Annotated in this window: 20 protein-coding genes and 2 pseudogenes; 8 read left to right on the top strand and 14 right to left on the bottom strand. The window is 60.2% G+C overall.

The window, feature by feature from the left end:
• A partial coding sequence (locus F6X42_RS33735) for an IS66 family transposase (RefSeq protein WP_187638326.1) occupies window positions 1–445 on the top strand: 445 nt, incomplete at its 5' end.
• Between the two features lie 153 nt (window positions 446–598).
• Here the strand turns inward: F6X42_RS33735 and F6X42_RS33740 are convergent.
• The 4 genes from F6X42_RS33740 to arsH all read right to left on the bottom strand — a co-directional run bounded on the left by F6X42_RS33740 (window position 599) and on the right by arsH (window position 2870).
• Window positions 599–1213: a cation efflux transmembrane domain-containing protein gene (locus F6X42_RS33740; RefSeq protein ID WP_187638327.1), complete on the bottom strand. Its 615-nt coding sequence runs from the start codon at window positions 1211–1213 to the stop codon at window positions 599–601.
• Between the two features lie 67 nt (window positions 1214–1280).
• Entirely contained in the window at window positions 1281–1754 is a 474-nt protein-coding gene (locus F6X42_RS33745; protein WP_187638328.1) for an ArsI/CadI family heavy metal resistance metalloenzyme, read from the bottom strand.
• Entirely contained in the window at window positions 1755–2084 is a 330-nt protein-coding gene (locus tag F6X42_RS33750; RefSeq protein ID WP_187638329.1) for an ArsR/SmtB family transcription factor, read from the bottom strand.
• 9 nt (window positions 2085–2093) lie between these two features.
• The gene (gene arsH, locus F6X42_RS33755) at window positions 2094–2870 is read right to left on the bottom strand and encodes an arsenical resistance protein ArsH (protein ID WP_187638330.1); all 777 of its coding nucleotides are present in this window, start codon (window positions 2868–2870) and stop codon (window positions 2094–2096) included.
• A gap of 259 nt (window positions 2871–3129) precedes the next feature.
• Between arsH and F6X42_RS33760 the strand changes: the two genes are divergently transcribed.
• The 5 genes from F6X42_RS33760 to F6X42_RS44495 all read left to right on the top strand — a co-directional run bounded on the left by F6X42_RS33760 (window position 3130) and on the right by F6X42_RS44495 (window position 7623).
• Window positions 3130–3672: a hypothetical protein gene (locus tag F6X42_RS33760; protein WP_187638331.1), complete on the top strand. Its 543-nt coding sequence runs from the start codon at window positions 3130–3132 to the stop codon at window positions 3670–3672.
• Window position 3673: 1 nt separating this feature from the next.
• Window positions 3674–4972, top strand: coding sequence for an MFS transporter (locus F6X42_RS33765; RefSeq protein ID WP_187638332.1), 1299 nt, complete (start codon window positions 3674–3676; stop codon window positions 4970–4972).
• The gene (gene arsN2, locus F6X42_RS33770) at window positions 4969–5403 is read left to right on the top strand and encodes an arsenic resistance N-acetyltransferase ArsN2 (protein ID WP_187638333.1); all 435 of its coding nucleotides are present in this window, start codon (window positions 4969–4971) and stop codon (window positions 5401–5403) included. The genes F6X42_RS33765 and arsN2 overlap by 4 nt, the downstream gene beginning before the upstream one ends.
• A gap of 1090 nt (window positions 5404–6493) precedes the next feature.
• Window positions 6494–7189, top strand: a complete 696-nt coding sequence (locus tag F6X42_RS33775) for a glycine zipper 2TM domain-containing protein (protein ID WP_187638334.1) — start codon at window positions 6494–6496, stop codon at window positions 7187–7189.
• 149 nt (window positions 7190–7338) lie between these two features.
• Window positions 7339–7623: a hypothetical protein gene (locus F6X42_RS44495; protein ID WP_246530342.1), complete on the top strand. Its 285-nt coding sequence runs from the start codon at window positions 7339–7341 to the stop codon at window positions 7621–7623.
• A gap of 163 nt (window positions 7624–7786) precedes the next feature.
• Here F6X42_RS44495 and copM read toward each other — a convergent pair.
• From copM to F6X42_RS33810, 7 genes and pseudogenes are all read right to left on the bottom strand, one after another.
• A pseudogene (copM, locus tag F6X42_RS33780) lies at window positions 7787–8138 on the bottom strand (CopM family metallochaperone).
• A gap of 274 nt (window positions 8139–8412) precedes the next feature.
• Window positions 8413–8610: a heavy-metal-associated domain-containing protein gene (locus tag F6X42_RS33785; protein ID WP_187638335.1), complete on the bottom strand. Its 198-nt coding sequence runs from the start codon at window positions 8608–8610 to the stop codon at window positions 8413–8415.
• Window positions 8611–8729: 119 nt separating this feature from the next.
• The gene (locus tag F6X42_RS33790; RefSeq protein WP_187638336.1) at window positions 8730–9491 is read right to left on the bottom strand and encodes a phosphatase PAP2 family protein; all 762 of its coding nucleotides are present in this window, start codon (window positions 9489–9491) and stop codon (window positions 8730–8732) included.
• Window positions 9488–10695, bottom strand: a pseudogene (locus F6X42_RS33795) (MFS transporter). The gene F6X42_RS33790 and the pseudogene F6X42_RS33795 overlap by 4 nt, the downstream one beginning before the upstream one ends.
• A 111-nt stretch (window positions 10696–10806) precedes the next feature.
• Window positions 10807–13842: an efflux RND transporter permease subunit gene (locus F6X42_RS33800; protein WP_187638337.1), complete on the bottom strand. Its 3036-nt coding sequence runs from the start codon at window positions 13840–13842 to the stop codon at window positions 10807–10809.
• Window positions 13843–13859: 17 nt separating this feature from the next.
• A complete protein-coding gene (locus F6X42_RS33805; protein WP_187638338.1) occupies window positions 13860–14807 on the bottom strand; it encodes an efflux RND transporter periplasmic adaptor subunit in 948 nt (315 codons plus the stop codon).
• A 97-nt stretch (window positions 14808–14904) separates the two neighbouring features.
• Window positions 14905–16269 carry a TolC family protein gene (locus F6X42_RS33810; protein ID WP_187638339.1) on the bottom strand — a complete coding sequence of 455 codons (1365 nt, stop codon included), beginning with the start codon at window positions 16267–16269 and terminating at the stop codon, window positions 14905–14907.
• A 115-nt stretch (window positions 16270–16384) separates the two neighbouring features.
• On the opposite strand from F6X42_RS33810, the gene F6X42_RS33815 reads away from it, so the two are divergent.
• Both F6X42_RS33815 and F6X42_RS33820 read left to right on the top strand, forming a co-directional pair.
• A complete protein-coding gene (locus F6X42_RS33815) occupies window positions 16385–17059 on the top strand; it encodes a response regulator (protein WP_187638340.1) in 675 nt (224 codons plus the stop codon).
• Window positions 17023–18360, top strand: coding sequence for an ATP-binding protein (locus F6X42_RS33820; protein WP_187638341.1), 1338 nt, complete (start codon window positions 17023–17025; stop codon window positions 18358–18360). The genes F6X42_RS33815 and F6X42_RS33820 overlap by 37 nt, the downstream gene beginning before the upstream one ends.
• 39 nt (window positions 18361–18399) lie before the next feature.
• Here F6X42_RS33820 and F6X42_RS33825 read toward each other — a convergent pair whose 3' ends face one another.
• From F6X42_RS33825 to F6X42_RS33835, 3 genes are all read right to left on the bottom strand, one after another.
• A complete protein-coding gene (locus F6X42_RS33825) occupies window positions 18400–18741 on the bottom strand; it encodes a hypothetical protein (RefSeq protein WP_187638342.1) in 342 nt (113 codons plus the stop codon).
• 101 nt (window positions 18742–18842) lie between these two features.
• Window positions 18843–19079 carry a hypothetical protein gene (locus F6X42_RS33830; RefSeq protein WP_187638343.1) on the bottom strand — a complete coding sequence of 79 codons (237 nt, stop codon included), beginning with the start codon at window positions 19077–19079 and terminating at the stop codon, window positions 18843–18845.
• A 56-nt stretch (window positions 19080–19135) separates the two neighbouring features.
• Window positions 19136–19447, bottom strand: a complete 312-nt coding sequence (locus tag F6X42_RS33835) for a hypothetical protein (RefSeq protein ID WP_187638344.1) — start codon at window positions 19445–19447, stop codon at window positions 19136–19138.
• Window positions 19448–19850 lie beyond the last annotated feature (403 nt).

The following is a 19850-nucleotide window of genomic DNA, read 5'->3' on the forward strand; positions in this document are numbered from 1 at the left end:
CGACTTCACGTACGACCTGCGGCAAAAGCATAGTGTGCCGCTGCTTGAGTCCTTCAAGGCGTGGCTCGATGAACTGGCGCCGAAGGTGGCACCCCAGAGCCTGCTCGGCAAGGCGATTGCATACACGCGCAACCAATGGGAGTATCTCAGCCGCTACGTCACCGACGGTTGCGCCCCCATCGATAACAATGTGTGCGAACGCGATATAAGGCCGTTTGCCACTTCGAGGAAAAGCTGGCTGTTCAGCGACACGGTGGATGGCGCAAAGGCGAGTGCCACGATCTACAGCCTGGTCCTGACATGCCGGGCTTGCGGCGTCGAGCCTTACGACTATCTGCTGTATATACTCACCGAGCTGCCGCAGCGTGCGCCGGGCGCAGACGTGACCGACCTGTTACCGTTCAATTATGCGCAGCAACAGCCGGCTAAGGCACAGACCGGCTAACGCACTGAACACGCGTCGGTCATCATGACTGCGCGCGCTCCCATCACCCCGATGCAGACATCGCCGGTTGATCTCAACCGACGCGGTGCGGCTACGCTCGGCCGTTACTTGCAAACGATTCTCCATTCCGTGTGCTAAATCCACCGCTTACCATCATCCGGTCGCGCTCTGGGTTTGTGCCGCGCTGTGAGCCTGCTCCCATATCTCCGCCGCTTCTTTCGCCACATAGAGGCCCATAGCCAGTCCAACGGCCAAATCGGCGTAGCGCCATCCGGTAGCAAACACAACTATCCCCGAGGTCAACACACCGACGTTCGCGATGACGTCAGTACGCGTGCAAATCCAGCTCGCGCGCAGGTGGACTTCTCCCGACCGGTGCTTAGCGAGTAGGGCCAGAACGGCGACGTTCGTTGCTAGCGACAGAAGTGAATACGCAATTATCACGAAGCCGAGAGGCTCACTCCCGATGAAGAATCGACGGGCGACATCGACCACGATGCCGACGCTCAGGAGCAGCAGTGTCCCGCCGGTCCACCGCGCCGAGTATTGTTTGAAGCGTGCCCCCCTTGTTACCGCCATCAATGCGAGGCCGTATGCGCTCGCATCGGCCAACATATCGAGCGCGTCGGCTATCACGCCACTAGACTCAGCCCTCCATCCGGCCAGCATGCCAACCACGAACATGGTCGCATTCAGGACAAGTGCGATTCGGAGCGTGCGCCGCTCCTCACTGTTCCTGGCTGACGCCGACCCGCAATCGCATGACATCTCGTCGCCTCCGTCGGATTACCAATGCTCGCGTGTTGCCCAGCGAGCGCCGGGCAAGTGCGCGGAGTTAGCCACAGCCAACCTTTCGTTGGACGACGGCCGGTATCGATACGGCAGGAGCGCAGCATGCGCTGCTCGCACCTGCCACGGTCTTCTCGTGACTATCCGCGCCGAACAATGGGATGTCTCCAAGCGTGTGATACGTCTCCCAAGGCACGCCGGCCGGGTCCTGCGTCCAGTACTTGTCCGACGCTGCGTAACAGCACTGCGCGCCGGGTTGGTCCTGTATCTCCACGCTTCCAGCGACAACCTGTTCCCGTAGCGCAGTGAGTTCCTCTTCGCTATCGACCTGGAAGCCGAGATGATTGACTCCGGCTTCGCCTCCTCGCGCAGAGATGGCAAAGTTCACTCGTGGGTCCTCCAGCATCCACTTCGCGTAGTCGTCCTTGAGCACAGTCGGATTTGCACCGAACATGCTGCTGTAAAACCGCACGCTCTCGTCTAGCTTCGGGACAACAACGTGCACGTGAAATCGCTTCATTTACACCTCCGCTTCGTTGGGCGCGCAAGCGCATTGCTCCGCTGCGCAGCAGTTTTCCATCAGGAAATCGATGAGCGCCTGCATGTGGTCGTAGCTGGCGCTGTAGATGATGTGCCGCCCCTGACTCTTACTTTCAACGAGACCCGCGTGAGTGAGCTCCTTCAGGTGGAAGGACAGCGTAGGCGCGGGAAGCCCCAATTTTTCAGCAATAGCCCCCGGACTCATGCCCGACCGTCCAGCAATCACCAGAAGACGGAAGACTGCAAGACGGGTGTCCTGTGCGAGCGCCGCGAGCGCCTTGACTGCCAGCTTCGAATCGAGGGTTGCCATCACTGTCCTTTATTGATTGCTCGCCTGCGGTTCCTTGCGGGAATGGTTGGCGATTGCTCGAGAAGCAAGGTCAGTGGCCGGGTCGAGCGGACGCTCTTCCTTCACCCGCTCGCTGTACCGGTCGACGAGATAGTCGGCACGACCGCGCAGCAGCAGCGTGAACTTGACGAGCTCCTCCATCACGTCGACCAGACGGTCGTAGTAAGACGAGGGCTTCATCCGGCCTGCCTCATCGAACTCTTCGAACGCCTTGGCAACTGACGACTGGTTGGGGATGGTAAACATGCGCATCCATCTTCCAAGCTGACGAAGCTGATTCACCGAGTTGAACGACTGTGAGCCACCGCTGACCTGCATGACAGCCAGCGTGCGCCCCTGCGTCGGGCGGATACCGCCGCTGACGAGTGGCAGGTGGTCAATCTGTGTCTTTATCAGGCCGGTGATGGTGCCGTGGCGCTCCGGGCTGCACCAGACGTGTCCTTCCGACCACAGCGACAGCTCGAGTAGCTCCTTCACCTTCGGATGGTTCTTGACGTCGACGTCATCGGCATGCGGAAGACCGCGCGGGTCGAAAATCCTCGTCTCGGCGCCAAAAGTTTGCAGCAGTCGTGCACCCTCCTCGACGAGCAGTCTTGAGTACGAGCGCTCCCGCAGCGAGCCGTAGAGCAACAGTATCCGCACAGGCGGTTGCCCCTGCATTCCAAGCCGAGCCGCGATGTCTGAGTCGAAGAACTGTTGCTGGGCGGCCGGAAAGCTGCGGTCGCCATCGATTGGATGAACTGTCATCTGGTATCTCTGCTATTTGATAATTCCAAGTATATGGAAATATCCGGTCAATTCAAGACGTTTCGCCGCCATCTCTGGCCAGTCGAAATTTTGCGCCCTCGGCTGCTTGCATTCTACGACAATTCCGGTATTCTGGAAATATGAAATCTTCGGGGCGACTTCATGAGGTACAACGAACCGGTTATGCCTGAATCGCTTCTCCCTGTGTCAGGCGGGTGGCATTGCCGTTCGATGCAGGGGCTTCTGATGCTGATGGCCCATGGGCGCGCAACTGGCTCACAGCCAGAAGCGGGGAAAGGCACCCGGGAAAATAAGGCCGGATTGCACGTCTCTCGCGATGGACGTGGCGCAGGCGTTTCAGAACGAGACGGGACGCACCACGTCAGCGAGATTGCTAACGCCAGCAGTCGACGAGAAGCTCCCGCTTGCACGTTTTCTTGCTCCGGGCGGCTCGTCTGCAGCGGTCCTTCTGATGGGCCTCGCAGACGAAGGTGCGAAGTTTTTCGTCGCATTGACGATGTCGGTACAAGGGACAGGGGTCAGCGCGGCGCTTACGCAAGTTAGAGCGGAGTTTGTCGCGCGGCGCGTCGAGCGATTCTGCAAACGCAATGGAATCGGCTATCTCGGCTTTGTGAACAGGGCGCCGCAACTCGCTCTGCCGACGTTGACGCCGCCCATTCACGAGCAGGTCGCCGCCGCAATCGCGCACAGGTTGGCCTCAGCAACTTTCTTCTGCTGTGACGCCTTTCGCACCGGTAGCGGCAACGTCCATAACCTTAGCCAGATGAGAGAGGCTGAATAAATTGAGCACAACGTCGCGCCCAAGTGAGAGCGCCAGCGCAAACAGCACCCCGGCAGATAGTCAGGACAGACTCGTTACGTGGGCTTTGGCGCTAGCGCAACTTGTCTCGTGGGGCTCCGTGTATTACTCGTTCTCTCTGTTGGTCGTACCCATGGAGCAGACCATGGGTTGGAGCCGCACGGCGACAAACGCTGCATTGTCGGTTGGACTGCTGGTCTCCGGGTTTGCTGCCTATCCGATTGGCCGCTGGATTGACCACGGACTCGGTCGTAGGGTCATGGCCGTGGGCTCGATTATCACGTCAGCCATGTTGTTGCTCTGGGCTGATGCTCAGTCACTTACAGTGCTGTTCGTCGTATGGGTCGGTCTGGGGATTTCGATGGCGGCGACTTTCTACGACCCCGTCTTCGCAGTTGTGACCCATCGGTATCCAGGGTCCTTCAGGACCAAAATCACGCTCATTACGCTAGTCGCAGGCTTCGCTAGCACTGTCTTCATTCCGCTCACTCAATTGCTGGTGGGCTCGGTCGGCTGGCGCACATCACTGATTGTGCTCGCTGCCTTCAACCTGGCTATCTGCCTCCCCATTCATGTGGTGGCCATCCGCTCGTCACGTTCCGACGTTGGTTCGCGGCCGAACAGCGACGATGTGAGGCTGGCAAACGACGCTGCAACGCGCCGAGCACTGCGCACGCCAACGTTCTGGGCGCTCGCTGTCTGCTTCACCGCCTACTATGCGACATTTGCGGCACTCACATTCCACCTGGTGCCGCTGATGGTAGAGCGAGGCGTGTCGAATGCGGTGCTGGTCACAACCATGGCGCTCATTGGACCCGCTCAAGTGGCCGCGCGTGCCGTGTGGTTCACGTTCGGTCGAACCGTGCACGTGAGCACTGTGGGTATCATTGTCGTGACGCTTTTCCCGCTGTCGGCCATTGTCCTGATAAGCGCCGGTCACTCGGCCGGGCTTCTGTGGCTCTTCGCACTTTGCTACGGAGCCGCGAACGGACTGATGACAATCCTGCGAGGCACTATCGTGCAGGACCTCATGTGGACCGAAGGGTACGGCGCGGTCAGCGGCATGCTTTCGTTCCCCTCAAATATCGCAAAGGGAATAGCGCCGATTGCCGCAGCGAATATCTGGAGTCTTACTCATGGCTACGTCGCTGTCGAGTGGACAGTTTTTCTGGTCTCGATACTGTCGGCAATAGCGTTCTTCGTAGCGGTTCGGGTCAGCCGGCACTCAATGCGCGTCGCCTCACACCGCCCAAAATCCTCAAACGACGTACAAAGGCCATGAAAATACGTGCTGCAAAAAGCGACGACCTTGGTGCCATCAAAGCATTGCTGGCAGAGAATGACCTTCCGTTTTCCGACGTCACCGCCGACCTGCTAAGGGACTTTTTGGTCGCTGAAGATACCGATGACGTCCTCGTAGGCAGCGTCGGACTGGAGAAATTTGGCCGCCCCGCGCTGCTGCGGTCGCTGGTGGTCGCACAGGCTGCTCGCAGTGACGGACTCGGGACTAGCTTGACGGCTCATTCAGAGAATCTTGCTCGCGCTTTGGGCATTTCTCAGCTTTGGTTGCTGACAACGAGTGCCGCCGACTTCTTTCAGAGGTTTGGCTATGTATCTGTTGACCGCTCGAGCGTGCCCGTCGAACTGCAAGCCAGTACGCAGTTCGCGCAGCTGTGTCCGGCGACCGCCGTGTGCATGATGAAATCGCTTTGACATTGTTGGGCAACCACTCGTGGTCCCGGTCGCCGAACTAGCGCGCTTGCCCCATCTGTCCGCTCTCTCCACCGTCACCGACTTCGCCAGATTCCACGGTTTTTGCTGGCGACAAATAGGAGCGCTTCAACGGCTTCCGCCGCTTGGAGTCTTCGGAGGCCGTGAGCGCCGTGCGCCTATCGTCAAGAAGCGCATTCGCTAGAGCAGCAATCGCCCCCGCGTCTACGATACTCCGGCGAGCAACGAAACCGCTGCGCGTGAGCTGGGGGAAGCTGTCGCAGGCGGAATCGCTTTCGCCATTGGTCCGGAGCACGGGCGAGAAGCGCCGACCAGCCAAGGCAGCAGGAGTCGGGCTGAAAAGCCATCCTATGATGTTGCACAGACCGAGAAAACGACAGCCATCTCAAGCGCTGTGGCGGTCGTTCCTGCGACTGTGACGTCAGTTGGGTGCCGTCATGTGAGCTATCGGAGCGCACCCACCAATAAATGTCTCAACGGATGCTTCCCAAAATCTCAGTTTATGGTTCCCGCTACACCAGCGGGTCCCGGAAGTTCCACTGGCGAAATATCTGCTTGCGTGGAAAAGAGCGGCGTGCCGTTCCACGACCTCGTCACCCATCGCGATGATGGTCTCCGGCGGAAGCGCCATCGCAATAAGGGCGCAGACGCATCCAGCAGGTGGCGGCGAGAGAAAAAAACACCCTTCTTCAAGGGTGCCCCGGATAGGCAGATTCAATTGGCGCCCCGACCGCTGCCGTCCTGTAATTGAATTTTCGTCGTTTGCAGTTCCTGCATCTGTCGACGTCCGCAGAGCACCCTTACGCAGCCCAGCGCTGGGGACGTTGTACGGGCTTGCGGCCGAGACCAATACAGGGTCATCAAGGCATTACGGTGCCGCCATTGACCTCAGGCGACAGCCATCCCTTATGGGACCCGACAGCACGTACGGGTCCTTTTTTTCTGCATGCCATGGAGGCTTCCCCTTGAAGCCGCCGTAGAGCACTACAACTGCTTACAAATCTCGCAGTGGGCCGGTGCACCGCTCTGTCGGCTGCGGCGTTCTTGCTGACACACATCAACGGAGCGCGACATGAGCACCAACCTGACTTCCAGTTCACCGCAGCGTGGTCGCATTCACCCTTTGGTTGCGGGTGCAGCCGTGGCCGTCATCCTGGCCAGCGCTACGGGTATCGCGGCGATGACGGGCATTCTTCCGACGTCCCGAGCTGTGACGGCGCCTACGACGCAAGCTATACCGGTCGCGGCACAAATCGCCAGCGCACCGGTCGCTTCGCCGCAACCGAACGTGGAGCAACGCGTGACCCGGGAGGAAGCACCGGCCCAGCCGCGCGTCCATCATCACCATAGTGTGCCAGTTGAGCAGGCCCAGAGGTATGCGAACAACGATGCATATCAATCCTCGGCAAAACCCGCGCCGAGGCCGGTCGCCGTTGACCCGAACGCCGGCGAAGTAGTCGCCGTCAATACGGTCCAGGAATCCGAGCCTACAACGGGTCTCGGGGCCGTAGGCGGGGCCGTTGCTGGCGGGCTGTTGGGAAATCAGGTCGGCGGAGGACGTGGTCGCGTTCTGACAACGATTGCCGGCGCCGTCGGCGGTGGCCTGGCGGGCAATGGTATCGAGCATGCCGTGCGCAAGGCGACGAGGTACCAGGTGCAGGTCAGGATGCAGGACGGCAGCTACCGGAATTTCAACTACACGACGCAGCCGCCGGTCCAGGTCGGTGAGCGCGTTCATGTCTCGGGCGACTCCCTGAGCGCGTCGTAATCAGCCTCCCAAACCGGCGGGACCATTACGGTTACTGCCGGTTACAGACTTGACAATCCGACCGTACCTGCTGCGGCTTGGCACCCTTATAATCGGCGCCGTTCGTCGTGTCTGGCACCCGTCAGAACTGAGCAGGACAGGAGAACTCCATGAAGCGCGCTATCCTTTCTCTTGCCGTGGGCATCTCCGCTGTGTGTGCATCCAGCGTGGCTTTCGCTCACGTAGACGTCGGAGTTTTTCTGGGTGTGCCCGGTCCTGTCTATGCCGCGCCGCCTGCGGTCGTGTACGAGGCGCCGCCGCAGGTGGTCTACGCGCCTGCCCCAGTCTATGGCTACGGATACCGCTATGAAGGCGATTACGGCGACGAACGCCGATGGCATGACCACGGTCGGCACCGTGGATGGGAACACCATCGTCACGAAGACGACGACTGATTTGCCGCTGCCGGCCCTCGATAGCGTGTGATTGGTCGCAGTCGGAACTGAGCGCGACTCTTCCTCGACAAGGGCCATTTCTCGCAGCCCGGTAAGTGCCGTAGCCTTAGCTGGATTCGCGGTGCGTCCGTATTGGAGTGCTTACGCGCATTGACGCAGGCAGTTACTTGCCGCCGTGTTTCGCCTGCCATCTCTGCATAAAGCCGGATTCGTCGTGCTGGGCATTGATGATGTTCCTAGCCAGCCGCTTCAACTCAGGGTCCTTGCCGTACTTCAGTTCCACCTCGGCCATCTCGATGGCGCCCCGGTGATGGGGAATCATGTGACACGAAATCCTTGTCGGCATCTCCAGTGTACGGAGGGGAACCCATACCTTTCATCATGCGCTCGTCATCCTCCTTGAACGCCGCTGTCGACGGGCCAGACCCGGTATCTGCCGAACTGAACATATTCATCCCAGGCATCGACGCACTCTGCTGAGCGTTCGCGGCAAGAGCAGCGATAGCCAACGTCATGCAGGCGAAAGCGGACGCGGCACGGAGGGCGGTTGAGCTTTGAATCTTGAATCTCCTTGATTAAACGTCACTCCGTGTAACGGTGAGATGGATGGCGACATTGCTCATGTGAGCGTTTGTAGCGATTAGAGGTACCGTCAACCGGGCGCTGGGCGTCACTCGCATCGACCCAGGAGCGCCAGTTTGAAAAGCGACGCTAGAAGGAAAATGCGGGCAACCCCCAGGGTATGACGTCCCGAGTCAGGTTTCGGCTCTCGTGGACGACACGATGCAACTACGCTTTGACAGTCGGGTGAAACCCCGCTGCTTCAATTGCCGCGAGCACACGGTCGGGCACGAGCGTCGAATCGACTGTCACGAGCTTTGCATCCATGTCGATGTTCAGCTTCGCTGCCGGGTCAACACCGGTGACGGCGCGCGTAATGGCGTTGGCACACCCGCCGCATGATATATCCAGAACTTCGAATTTCATTTCTACCTCCAAGGCAAACCGGAACCCACATCCTGAAGCTTCCCATGGTCGGAAGGTCAAGCAGGCTTAAAGCGTCTGCTTTCGCTTTCTGCTGCCGCTTGCAGGCGGTGCCCGGCAAGCTACCCTGGAGCGTAGCGAATCATGTCGCCACCGTGCTGCATGATGATGTGTACTGTCGCACTGATGGCAAACGTGACGAAGGACGCTACGCCGAGCGAGGTAGCATCCTTCTGTTTTTCGTCTCCAACGTAATGAAGCACGGCCGCCGTTGCTATCCACGCCACGCCAAAACTCATTCCAGCGAGGACATCTGAAAACCAGTGGGCTCCCAGATAAAGACGTGAAAAAGAGATGAGGAGAATGAACAGAGTCGTAGCAATCGCGATGCGAAGCCGCGCGACATTGCTCCAGGCGCGCGCGACGAAGAACGCGAGAAAACCATAGGTGACGACGCTTAGCGTCGCGTGGTTGCTGGGAAATGAGAAACCCTGAACGCCGTCGTACATCAACGCCGGTCGGGGTCGATGGATGACAAATTTCAGCGTCACTACAAAGAGCTGCGCGAACCCGACGGCCGCAATCCAGTAAAGGGCGCTTCGCAGCTTCTTTTGCGATACGAGCCAAACTAGGACGACGAGAATGACAGGGACCGTGACAGGTGCGTCTCCCAGTTCTGACACGCCAACCATCAGGGAATCGAGTAACGGGAAGCGAATCTGTTGCAACGCGGCATGAATCTGGACGTCGGCGGCGACGAGCGGGTCGCCACTGATGACATCCTCCAGTACGCCGAGGAAGAGCCATACGCCACCAATCACCAGCACCCCAGCCACGAGCAGGTTGCGGACCCCGATGCGCTCATAAAGAAGACGCCAGGTCATGCTTTGCCGCTGCGTGTGGTTGTACCGCTTGCCAGCACAAACAGCGTCGCGACGCAGAATCCTGCCCCGGCATAAAACGTCGCGCTCGCTCCGAAGCGGTCCCAGAGTTCACCGGCCACAACACTCGCGACAAGCATCGCCAGGCCGCTCATCAGGTTGAAGAAGCCGAACGCGGTGCCTTTCAGCGCGGGCGGCGCTGATTGCGCAACCATGGTCGACAGCAGACCCTGCGTCAGCCCCATATGCAGCCCCAAAGGGCCATGCCGATTATCACGACGGGCCACGAGTTGCCATGAGCGAGCACGATGTCAGATGCGATAAGCACAATGAGGCCGCCAGACAGGAGCCTTGTGTGACTCGTCGAGTCGGCTAGCTTTCCGAACGGATACGCCGAGACGGCGTACACGATGTTCATCGCCACCATGACGAGGGGAACGAGCGCAATCGGAACGCCTCCTTGCATCGCACGCAGAACGAGGAAGGCTTCACTGAACCGTGCGAGCGTGAACACTGCGCCGACACCCACGACCCACCAGTATGCCCGCGATAGTTTCTTCAGATTTTCGAGCGTAACCGGATTGACACGCTTCGCTCCCGGCTGCCGTGCAGGTTCCCTGATGCCGAACGCCAGTAACGCAACCGCGATGAGCGCCGGCACCACCGCTATCCAGAATACCCTGCGAAAGTTGTCTGCCCAGAGCAGCATCAGGACAACCGCAAGCAACGGTCCAAGAAACGCGCCGACTGTTTCCAGCGATTGTCGAAGGCCGTAGGCCGCGCCACGCAGATGTGCGGGCGTGATGTCAGCAACGAGGGCATCTCGGGGTGCACCCCGAATACCTTTGCCGATACGGTCGACGACCCTTGCAGTCAACACGAGTCCCGCTGTGGGCGCCAGTGCGAACAGCGGTTTGCTCAATGCCCCCATGCCGTACCCGATGACCGCAAGCCACTTCCGGTTGCCAAGGTAGTCGCTCAGCGCCCCGGAAAACATCTTGACGATGGGCGTAGCCGCCTCGGCAACGCCTTCAATCAGTCCAACCACCATGGCGCTTGCTCCGAGGCTCGTTACGAGGAACATCGGTAGAAGGCTATGGATGATTTCAGACGAGACGTCCATGAACATGCTCACGAAGCCAAGCATCCAGATGCCGCGAGGGATTTGACGGAGCGTCCCGGGGCGCTCGATGGAATCAGTCCGCACGTGTCCTCTATTAGGTGACGAGTTACCTCAACACTTGCATTGTCGCGCTCTAATGCAACAGGACATTGAAGTGGACCGCAGTCTGCAACGCAAATTTGTTGTCGGCCCCACCTATGATGCCTTTCGGAGCTGCCGCTCGCGTCGATACACATAGAGAGCTGGCAACAGGTTTGTGCTGAGCAAGCCACTCCATAACAGCCCACCGAGTGTAACGACGGCGAGCCCTTGCTCCGGAGCTGCGCCTTTTCCGAAGCCGAGCGCGGTTGGTAGCAGACCCAGCGAGCCAGTCAGCACGGTCAGTAGAATTGGCCTGAATCGCACCTCGACTGCATCGCGTACTGAATCGAGCACTGACAGGCCCTGCGCTTCGTTTCGCTTCACCAGTTGCAGGAGCACGATGCCATGGTTCAGGCTCACGCCAATCAACGTCAGAAACGCAATCAGGCCGATGGCGTTCAGACCGATACCACTCACGACCAGCGCGATTGCTCCGCCGGAAAATGCCAGAGGCATCTGTAGTAGAAGCAGCCCGGGAACCAGCAGGCCATCAAACTGTAGCGTCAGGATGCCAAGCATGAGTGCCAGCGCGACTGCCGCCGCGATAGCGACGTTAAGCGCGGCATGCTCCAGTTGTGGGTACAGGCCGCCAAACTTCACGTCGTATCCTGGCGGCAGGCGAAGCGTTTCGAGCGCACGCTTCGAGGCCGAGATGACCTGCCCGAGCGGCGCGGTCGGTGTGGCCAGTATCTCGATTGCACGAAGCCCATTCAGATGCCGGATGACGTTTGGCCCCGTCGCCATGTGGACATCGGCCACGTCCCTCAAGGCGACCCAGCCGTTGGCCATGACCGGGATTTGCTTCAGTTGCTCGATGGAAAGCTGTGTGGGGTCCGCCAGTCGAACGAAGACGTCCAGGTGGCTGTTGCCCTCAGGAATCGTTGCAATCGTCTGTCCTGCCAGCAGGATGTGCAACTGTGAGAAAAGCTGTGCCGGAGTGATGCCGTGAAGGGCAAGACCGGCTGGGTCAGGGGTAATCTGCAATTCGGTGATGGGGTAACCATCGTTGTTGAATACGTCAGACAGCTTGGGCACGCCCGCGAGTCGGCTTGTCACTTCAGACGAGAGCGACTGCAGGGTCGTCATGGAATCGCCATACACGTCAATCACGAACGGCTGGGGCAACCCGGAGAGTGTCTCGCCCACACGCTCCAGTGTCGGCGTGCCAATCGCTGTCTGTACAGCGGGCAACTTCGACGCGTCGAGGACCTGCTGCCCGATTTTATCGAGGCTGCTCGCATTAACGTTCGGTTTCAGCGCGATTTGAATCTCACCTGCGTAAGCGGGTTCGGTGTAGGAGGTTCCTGATGCCGAGCCCACGCGTACGAAAACGTGCGCGACTGGTCCAAGACCTAGCAGTCGCTTGCTTATGCGGTCAGCAACGTCCTGGGCATCGTGTAACGATGTACCGGGCGGCAGCGTAAAGCTCTCGAGCAGGACCTCCTCATTAGGCAGCGGCAGGAAGTCGACGGGCACCAACGCGAGTCCTGCTACCGAGAGCACAAAGATAGCGATGCACGTCCAGAGGGACAGCCTTGGGCGGCGCAGGGTGAAATCCAGCAACCGGAAGTTATGGCTCTTGAGCCACGCGACCGCCCGCGAGCCTGACGTCGCGCGCCTTTCGACGTGTGGTCCGATGAAGCCCAGTACAAGCGGAATCAGGCTCAGGGAGATGATGAGCGAGGCGATAAGGCTCACGGTCATCGCCAGTGAGAACGGCACAAAGAACAGTCCGGCGAGGCCGCCCACGAATGCGAGCGGCAGAAAGACCGAGACGGTCGTCAGCGTGCCGGAAATATCGGGACCCGCGATGTCGCGCAAGCCCTGAGCCACCCCTTCCCACCGGCCATCACCTAGCTCCCAGCGGTGGTAGATGCTCTCAAGCACAATGATGGCGTCGTCGGCCAGCAAGCCAACCGCAACCGAAAGGGCACCGAATGTCAGCAGGTTCAGTGTCTGTCCCATCAGATACAGGCCGGCAATACCCATCAGAAGCGAGAGCGGGATGCTCAAGGCGAGTGCCCAGATTCCGCGACTCGCGCCGAGCATCCAGAACAGGACGGCAACGGCCAGTACCGCGCCGATAGCGAGGTTCCGTGTCAAATCCTGGGCGACCACCCCGACAATGTGCCCCTGGCTGTAAATGCGCACGAAGCGCGTACCGCGTGGCAGTTGGGATTCAAGCTCACGTAGCGTCTTGTCCACTGCGTCGACAACCGGCACGGTCGAGGCGCCTGGTTGCTTGAAGATAATCAGCGCGATGGTCGGCCGGTTGTCGAGCTTGACCGCGTGGTGTGACGGTAGGGCTGAGCGGACAACGTCAGCCACTGCGCCGAGCGGAACACCGCCACCGGGCGCCTGCACGGACACCCCAGCATAGGCGGACGGCTCAGTTGGAAGATTTCTACCTTCGATAAAGACGTCCTGGTGCCCCAGGTCGACATATCCGCTCGGCACCATCGCGGTCGTGGTTTCCAGTGACGATGTGAGCGCCGATGCAGAGACGTTGAACCGCTGCAGCTTCCCGAGGTCGGGCCGCACCCATATTGCGTCCGCGCCTGGTCCGACGACGGACACGCGTTGAACGCCCGCCACCGCCCGGATACGGGGCGCGAAGTTCGATTCGACCAGACGCTGTACCTGTGAGGCATCTACACCGTCTGGAATCTGTATTGCATAGTCCGCGACTTCGTTGATTGCGTTGCCGGAGATTTCCGTCGTCACGCTCGTCCCTTTGGGAAGCGCGCCATTGACGCGGCCCACCACGCCGTTGACGTCCTGCAGCGCGCTTGCGGCGGTTGTCCCTTCTGCGAACCGCGCTTCAATCTTGACTGAGCCCTGGCTCACGACCGTCCGCACGTCGCTCAAGGACTGAAGCGACGTGAGCTCAGCCTCGACAGGCCGGGCGATTAACCCCTCGAGGTCGAGTGTGGTCGCCCCGGGCAACTGGGCGACGATGCTCACCTGCGGCATGTTGAACTGCGGCAGGACTTCCGAGTGGATGTTGATGAGCGCATAGATGCCGTAGGCAACCAGGGCGCCGTACAGCATGACCCATAGCAAGGGCCGCTTGACGATGTCGTTGAGCATATTTTTGTTGGGTGGCGTCAATCGGCTTGCTGGTAGTGCGCAGAGAAGTCCTGATGGAAGAGCAAATAAGTGTCCTGTGTGACGACCCGCTCGCCCGGCGAGAGACCGGTCCTGATAGCGGTCCAGCCGCCGTCAGCCAGTCCGGGGGCGACGTGGCGACGGTGATTTCCCGATTTGTCGTGAACCAGTACCCACCATTCGCCGCCATCGAGGATGAGTGATGTGGATGGAATAGCCAGCCGCTTGTCGTCGGACGCTGACAGGGAGACGGTGCCGACGGCGCCAGATTCAAGGCTGCCGCCCGGTGCGACATTCAGCCAGACCTCCAGCTGACCGGGTGCCGTGACGCTCCATGACGTGCGCTGGACGACAACGTCGACGGGCGCATCGCCACGTTCAGGCAGAAACACTCCCTTCATACCGACGGAAGCCAAGGCAGCGTCGCTGCCGTAAAGCGTCGCGACAACATGGAGGTCGCGCGACGACGAGACGGTCACAAGCGCCTGTCCGGCACTCACGTACTGACCATCGGCCGCGCTGACCGCTGTCACGACGCCTGCTTCCGACGCAGTGATTGTGGCAAGTCCGGTGTAGCCTTGAGCGGCCGACTGTGCGGCCACCAGTTGCTGGCGCGCTGCATCCAGGTCAGCGCGAACGCGGGCGATAGCGTCGCGCGTGCTGAGCTGGTCCTCAAACTTTTGTTGTTCGATGGCCGCCGCTTGTGTCGCAGCGGACACGCGTATCTGGGCAGTTTTCAGGTCGGCCGCAAGACGCGTCTTCTCGGACGTCACCGTCGGCCCCGTCAGATGCGCAATCGTCTGCCCCGGTCGAACCGTTTCACCCGGCGTGATTCGCAAGCCCGAGACAATGCCCGCCGTTGGTGCGGCCAGTACAGCATTGGACACGGCCTGCACGTGCGCTGGTGCGGTTACCTTCGCCACGATGCGCTTTTGTACTGCAGGCATCGTCACAACGTCCTGGGCGAACGCGTGGGGACTCACGGCGCACCACGAGCTCACGAGGGCGGCAATAACGAGCAGGCGGATAGACTTCATCTCGGACCTATTGGAGAGATTGGTGGTCGATGGCGCTTACGCCAATCAAGGTGCACAACTCGACCTGCTGCTGAAACACTGCATTCTCGAGCTTTGTGATTGCGATACGCTGGTTGAGCCGGCGCGACTCGAGGTCCATCAACGTCGGGAGTGTCACGTCGCCCCGACCATGAGCGATACGCGCCTGTTTCGTTGCTTGCTCCAGCGACGCTTCGATTGACCGGGTGTTGCGAAGCTGTTCATCAAGCAGGTCCAGGTTTGAAACGATGTTGTCGACGGCGGCGTACGCCTCTTTGAGCCGTTGCGTGTACTCCTCGTAGAGGCTCTCCCTCGTGGCTTTTTCGACCGCAATGTTTCCCCGATTGCCGTTGAACAGCGGCAACGTCACGGTGACGGCGATGCCCGAGGTGTAGATGGCGGACGTGTCCCGGCCTCGCGTAATGCCGATATCCAGGCGGGGAAATTGCCCAAGAAGTGCTGTGCGGTAGCGCTCGTCCTGTTCCGCGTAGCCGGCGCGCAATGCTAGAAGGTCAGGACGACGCTGGCTGAGATTGGCGAGCGCGTCATGTACGGCGTCGAGCGGCACGTCGTAGGGTTCGGGCGGCGCCGCAAGCATCAGGTGGGTGCCAGGCCGCAGGTCGAGCAGTGCAGCGAGTTCCTGCTGCGCCTTGAGATGGTCCTGCCCAAGCGTGTCCAGTTGCTGCAAGCCGTCGCGGTACGCGGTTTCCGACTGCACTGCGATATCGCGCGTCACGTCGCCCCGCGCGAGCGCCTGTCGCATGCGGTCGGCGACAACCTGTTCATGAACCACCAGTTGCGCGACCTCTGCCTCGACTCGGGCAAGGCTCACATTGCTGACATACAGCGCGTAGGCATGGTTGGCAACCTGCCATCTGGTCCACTGCAACGTGAGCTGCTGCTTGTCCGTTGCCGCCGCCGCAGCACGCTGCTTTGCCGGGTGGTCAACAAGCGCCGACACCTCGTAGCTGAGCCCGACCATGAATGCCGGAATAAATCCAGTCGCGCCGGGACGGTCAGTGCTGAAGCTGAGCTGTGGGTCCGGGAGTAAGCCCTCGGCATATTTGTGAGCGTTTGCGATATCCAGCTCGCGTTCGGCGCGCCGGACGTCAGGACTGTGCGTCAGTGCGCGTTCGACGACCTGGTCGACAGTCAGCGGTGCAGCCGCTCCGGCGATGTTATCGGGCCAGTCCGGGGCCGTCGGAAGGGGCTTCGGCGCGTATGACGCACAGCCCCAAAATGTCGCAACCAGCACCGCAAGCGTGCCTCGCACGAACGCGAATTCTCTGACCCGACGCAGGCCAGTTGCGCGAATTCCGTTTTGCGACCTAGTATCGTAGGCACCGCTCGGCACGATGGCTATCCTGTGTAAAAGACGCTCAGGATGCTATTCCGCAAGACTTAGTTTTGACTTAGCACGACCTGAATTAGTTTTGGCTTAGCTCGATATCCACGATTCCGCGACACCTATGAGAATCCTCCTGGTTGAAGACGACGAAATGATTGGTGCTGCCATCGTTCAGGCGTTGAAAGATGCCGCGTACGCGGCCGACTGGGTGCGCGACGCGGAAGCTGCGAGTGGCGCGCTCCTGGGGCAGGAGCACGATGTCCTCCTGCTGGACCTGAACCTGCCGAAGGCCGACGGCATTGACGTGCTTCGGTCACTTCGCGGCGCAGGCAGCAAGATTCCAGTGATTGTTCTCACGGCGCGCGATGGTCTCGACGACAGGATTGCCGGGCTGGATGCCGGTGCCGACGACTACCTGGTGAAGCCGTTCGAAATCGGCGAACTGCTCGCCCGCCTTCGAGCGGTAACGCGTCGGCTAGGCGACCATGGCGATACCCGCATGAAGAGCGGCAAGCTCAGTCTCGACGCGGCTACGCACATCGCTGTGTATGACGGGACCGAGTGTCGTTTGACCAGCCGGGAGTTTGCCCTGTTGAGTGCACTGTTGATGCGTCCCGGGACTGTCCTCTCACGAACCCAGCTGGAGCGAAAGCTTTACGCATGGGCACAACAGGTGGAAGGCAACGCGGTAGAGGTTTTGATTCACGGCATCCGCAAGAAGCTGGGTGCGTCGGTGATTCGCAACGTACGAGGTGTGGGATGGCTGGTAGACAACGAAGACAATCACGCTCGCTGACGCTGCAGCTTTCGGCGTGGATTGGCGGCGTGATGGCGGCAGTGGGGGTGCTTGCGTGTGGATTTTCGTTCGCGTTCGCATTGCAGGAGGCGCGCGCGCTGCAGGACGGCCAGTTGAATGAAATCGCGGCACTCATAGACAGTCACGCGCTGGCATTGACGGGACCCCGGTCGTCCGTGGAGAGCTCACAGGATTCAGACGTCAAGGTTGTCATCGACAAACTAAGCCCAACCTCCGGAGGCCTGTTACAGGCAGTTGGGCTCGCAATACCCGGGCTGATGGCGGATGGGTTCCACGACCTCGAAGGCAGCGGACAAGGCTGGCGCATCAACATCCGTACGCTTCGAAGCGGTGAGCGCGTTGCCGTTGCGGAACCCTCTGCCTTGCGCGATGAAATAGCAAGGGACGGTGCAATGCGAACCCTCGTGCCCGTCCTGCTTCTCATGCCCGTGTTGTTTGTCGTTGTTGTCGTGATTGTCAGGGCGAAGGTCGCACCGCTGACTCGTCTTGCGAGGATGGTAGACCAGCAAACGGACACGTCGCTTGAGCCGCTACCTGAAGAAGGTATTGCCACCGAGGTGCTTCCTTTTGTGCGGTCGATTAACAGCCTCATCGCACGGTTGAAAGAGGCCATCGGTCAGCAGCGCCGGTTTGTTGCCAGCGCGGCCCATGAATTGCGCTCGCCGCTTGCAGCCCTGTCGTTGCAGGCGGGCAATCTGGGGCCCGCCATTACGTCGCCAGACGGCCGGGAGCGACTATCAGCCCTACAGTCCGGTTTGCGGCGTACCCATCGCCTGGTGGAGCAACTGCTGGCCCTGGCAAGGTCTGAGCAAGGCGGACTGGAACGGCCGGCAGCTTTATCGTTGAGTACTGCGCTAACTGATGCAATCAACGCGAGCATAACGCTCGCACGAGCGAAAAACATCGACCTCGGTATCGAACAGGTCGACGATGTCGACGTTATGGTCGATGCGTCGTCCATGGCACTGGTACTGAGAAACCTGGTCGACAACGCGGTGCGATACACGCCCGACGGCGGAAAGATTGATGTATCGGCGGTCCGGCTGGCGGGTGAGTTGATGGTCGAGGTCGCGGACACGGGGCCAGGCATACCGGACGACGAACTTGAGCGCGTGCTTGACCCGTTCTATCGTCTGGACCACTCGGTAGTATCTGGAAGCGGACTGGGTCTTTCTATCGTCTCTGAAATCGCTCGCCGCACGGGGGGGCGCCTGGCGCTGGCGAATGTCGAAGGCGGATTCCGCGCCCGCTACTTCCAGCCGCTTCAACAGACGGTGTGATTGCACGACCGAACCCACACACCCGAGAGCGCTGGGGATTTATCGCGGCCCAGCTCCGGCGTGGCTGGCTGGTGCGAAAGACCGTAGCAAGTTTCTGATTGATGGCGGCGGCGCGGCGGCCGATGTGGGCGCTTCGAACGGGACGAATCCCTCGGCCAAAAAGGCGGTTGTCAAGAAAGCCGTAGTCAAGAAGGTCACCGCGACAAGAGCCACACCGACGAAGAAGCCGGCGGCTAAGAAGACTGCTGCCAGGAAGGTGGTGAACGCGAAGGCATCGGCAAAAAAAGCGATTGCAAAGAAGGCAGTGCCGGCCGTAAGCAAGAAGGCATCGGCGAATAAAGCACCGAGGACGGAGGCCGCAGTGGCCTCTTCGTCTGCCACAGTTGAGTCTGGCGCCGAGTCGATGAACTAAGCGCAGTTGTCCGTTGCCCGGTGAAGCCGCGATTCTCTGGTCCCACCGGGTGCACCAAGCCGACGACGTTTTATTGTGCCTGTGCTGCCTGACGTTGCGCGGCTTGTTGTTGAGCGTGCTGTTTCGCAAGGTGCCTGCCAACCATGCAGCCGCCGACCGCCCCAACGACCGCGTGGTGTCCAGCATAGTGGCCTGCTACTCCGCCCACCACCGCGCCCTTGAGGCAACCGGCGGCGTTCGCCGTTCCCATTGTTGCCAAGGCCAGGGTAGTGGCCAGCAAGGCGATTTTTATCGGGTTAACTTTCATTCGAAGGTAGTACTCTGAGGTTGTACGTTGGGTATGTGGTGCCTTCCGGCGTTGTTTCAATAGCCACCCCAGCGGCCGCGCTCGTGCCACTCGTGCTCACGCCATTCCTGGCGGCGCCATTCTCGTTCACGCCAATCAGGACGCTCACGCCATTCCCGGGCCCGCCAGTCGTCGTAACCGCCATACGCGACGGCGACGGGTGCGGGAGCATACACGACGGGAGGCGGCGGTGCGTAGACTGGCTCTGCAGGTGCATACACAGCCGCAGGAACGCCTAGTCCAATGGCGACGTCGACGTGCGCGGATGCTGCCGTCGATGCGGCCAAGACCGCAACACCTAGAATCGCGCCAAGTATCTTCTTGTTCATTTCGCTACTCCTCGCAGGTTGTGTGCAATGTCAGTGACTACGGTGCGAAGTTTAGGAGGGGAGATTGGACACAGGTGAAACGGCCGTGCGAGATTGGTAACGGGGGATTACGGGCTCCGATGCTGCGGACGCAGCCGCATTGTTGCGCTACTTTTGACCAGTCAGGTCAGCACACACTTGGAGAGGTAAACAACTGCTCGAAAGTACGACGCCGGTTCGTGGTTCACGGGCTTCGCGGGAGCGCATGTTCGATGTCCCGGTTTGGAAGCAAGCATCGCAAGGCTTGCAGGTAGCAGCCGCCGCTGCCGTTTCGCCGACACGCCCGGGTTCATATGCTGCCTCTAGACTATTGCCAACGCGTTCCGAATTCACATATCGGCGCTTAAAGTGGACCCGGGACCGC

Source organism: Paraburkholderia podalyriae (assembly GCF_014397785.1).
GTDB classification, from domain to species: Bacteria; Pseudomonadota; Gammaproteobacteria; order Burkholderiales; family Burkholderiaceae; genus Paraburkholderia; species Paraburkholderia podalyriae.

Bases quoted from the DNA above. Each gene is read 5' to 3' on its own strand.
- F6X42_RS33815 (WP_187638340.1), top strand. From the start codon at position 16,385: ATGAGAATCCTCCTGGTTGAAGACGACGAAATGATTGGTGCTGCCATC.
- F6X42_RS33835 (WP_187638344.1), bottom strand. From the start codon at position 19,447: ATGAACAAGAAGATACTTGGCGCGATTCTAGGTGTTGCGGTCTTGGCC.
- F6X42_RS33745 (WP_187638328.1), bottom strand. From the start codon at position 1,754: ATGAAGCGATTTCACGTGCACGTTGTTGTCCCGAAGCTAGACGAGAGC.
- F6X42_RS33740 (WP_187638327.1), bottom strand. From the start codon at position 1,213: ATGTCATGCGATTGCGGGTCGGCGTCAGCCAGGAACAGTGAGGAGCGG.
- F6X42_RS33790 (WP_187638336.1), bottom strand. From the start codon at position 9,491: ATGACCTGGCGTCTTCTTTATGAGCGCATCGGGGTCCGCAACCTGCTC.
- arsH (WP_187638330.1), bottom strand. From the start codon at position 2,870: ATGACAGTTCATCCAATCGATGGCGACCGCAGCTTTCCGGCCGCCCAG.
- arsN2 (WP_187638333.1), top strand. From the start codon at position 4,969: ATGAAAATACGTGCTGCAAAAAGCGACGACCTTGGTGCCATCAAAGCA.
- F6X42_RS33805 (WP_187638338.1), bottom strand. From the start codon at position 14,807: ATGCCTGCAGTACAAAAGCGCATCGTGGCGAAGGTAACCGCACCAGCG.
- F6X42_RS33820 (WP_187638341.1), top strand. From the start codon at position 17,023: ATGGCTGGTAGACAACGAAGACAATCACGCTCGCTGACGCTGCAGCTT.
- F6X42_RS33760 (WP_187638331.1), top strand. From the start codon at position 3,130: ATGGGCGCGCAACTGGCTCACAGCCAGAAGCGGGGAAAGGCACCCGGG.
- F6X42_RS44495 (WP_246530342.1), top strand. From the start codon at position 7,339: ATGAAGCGCGCTATCCTTTCTCTTGCCGTGGGCATCTCCGCTGTGTGT.
- F6X42_RS33750 (WP_187638329.1), bottom strand. From the start codon at position 2,084: ATGGCAACCCTCGATTCGAAGCTGGCAGTCAAGGCGCTCGCGGCGCTC.
- F6X42_RS33830 (WP_187638343.1), bottom strand. From the start codon at position 19,079: ATGAAAGTTAACCCGATAAAAATCGCCTTGCTGGCCACTACCCTGGCC.
- F6X42_RS33785 (WP_187638335.1), bottom strand. From the start codon at position 8,610: ATGAAATTCGAAGTTCTGGATATATCATGCGGCGGGTGTGCCAACGCC.
- F6X42_RS33775 (WP_187638334.1), top strand. From the start codon at position 6,494: ATGAGCACCAACCTGACTTCCAGTTCACCGCAGCGTGGTCGCATTCAC.
- F6X42_RS33800 (WP_187638337.1), bottom strand. From the start codon at position 13,842: ATGCTCAACGACATCGTCAAGCGGCCCTTGCTATGGGTCATGCTGTAC.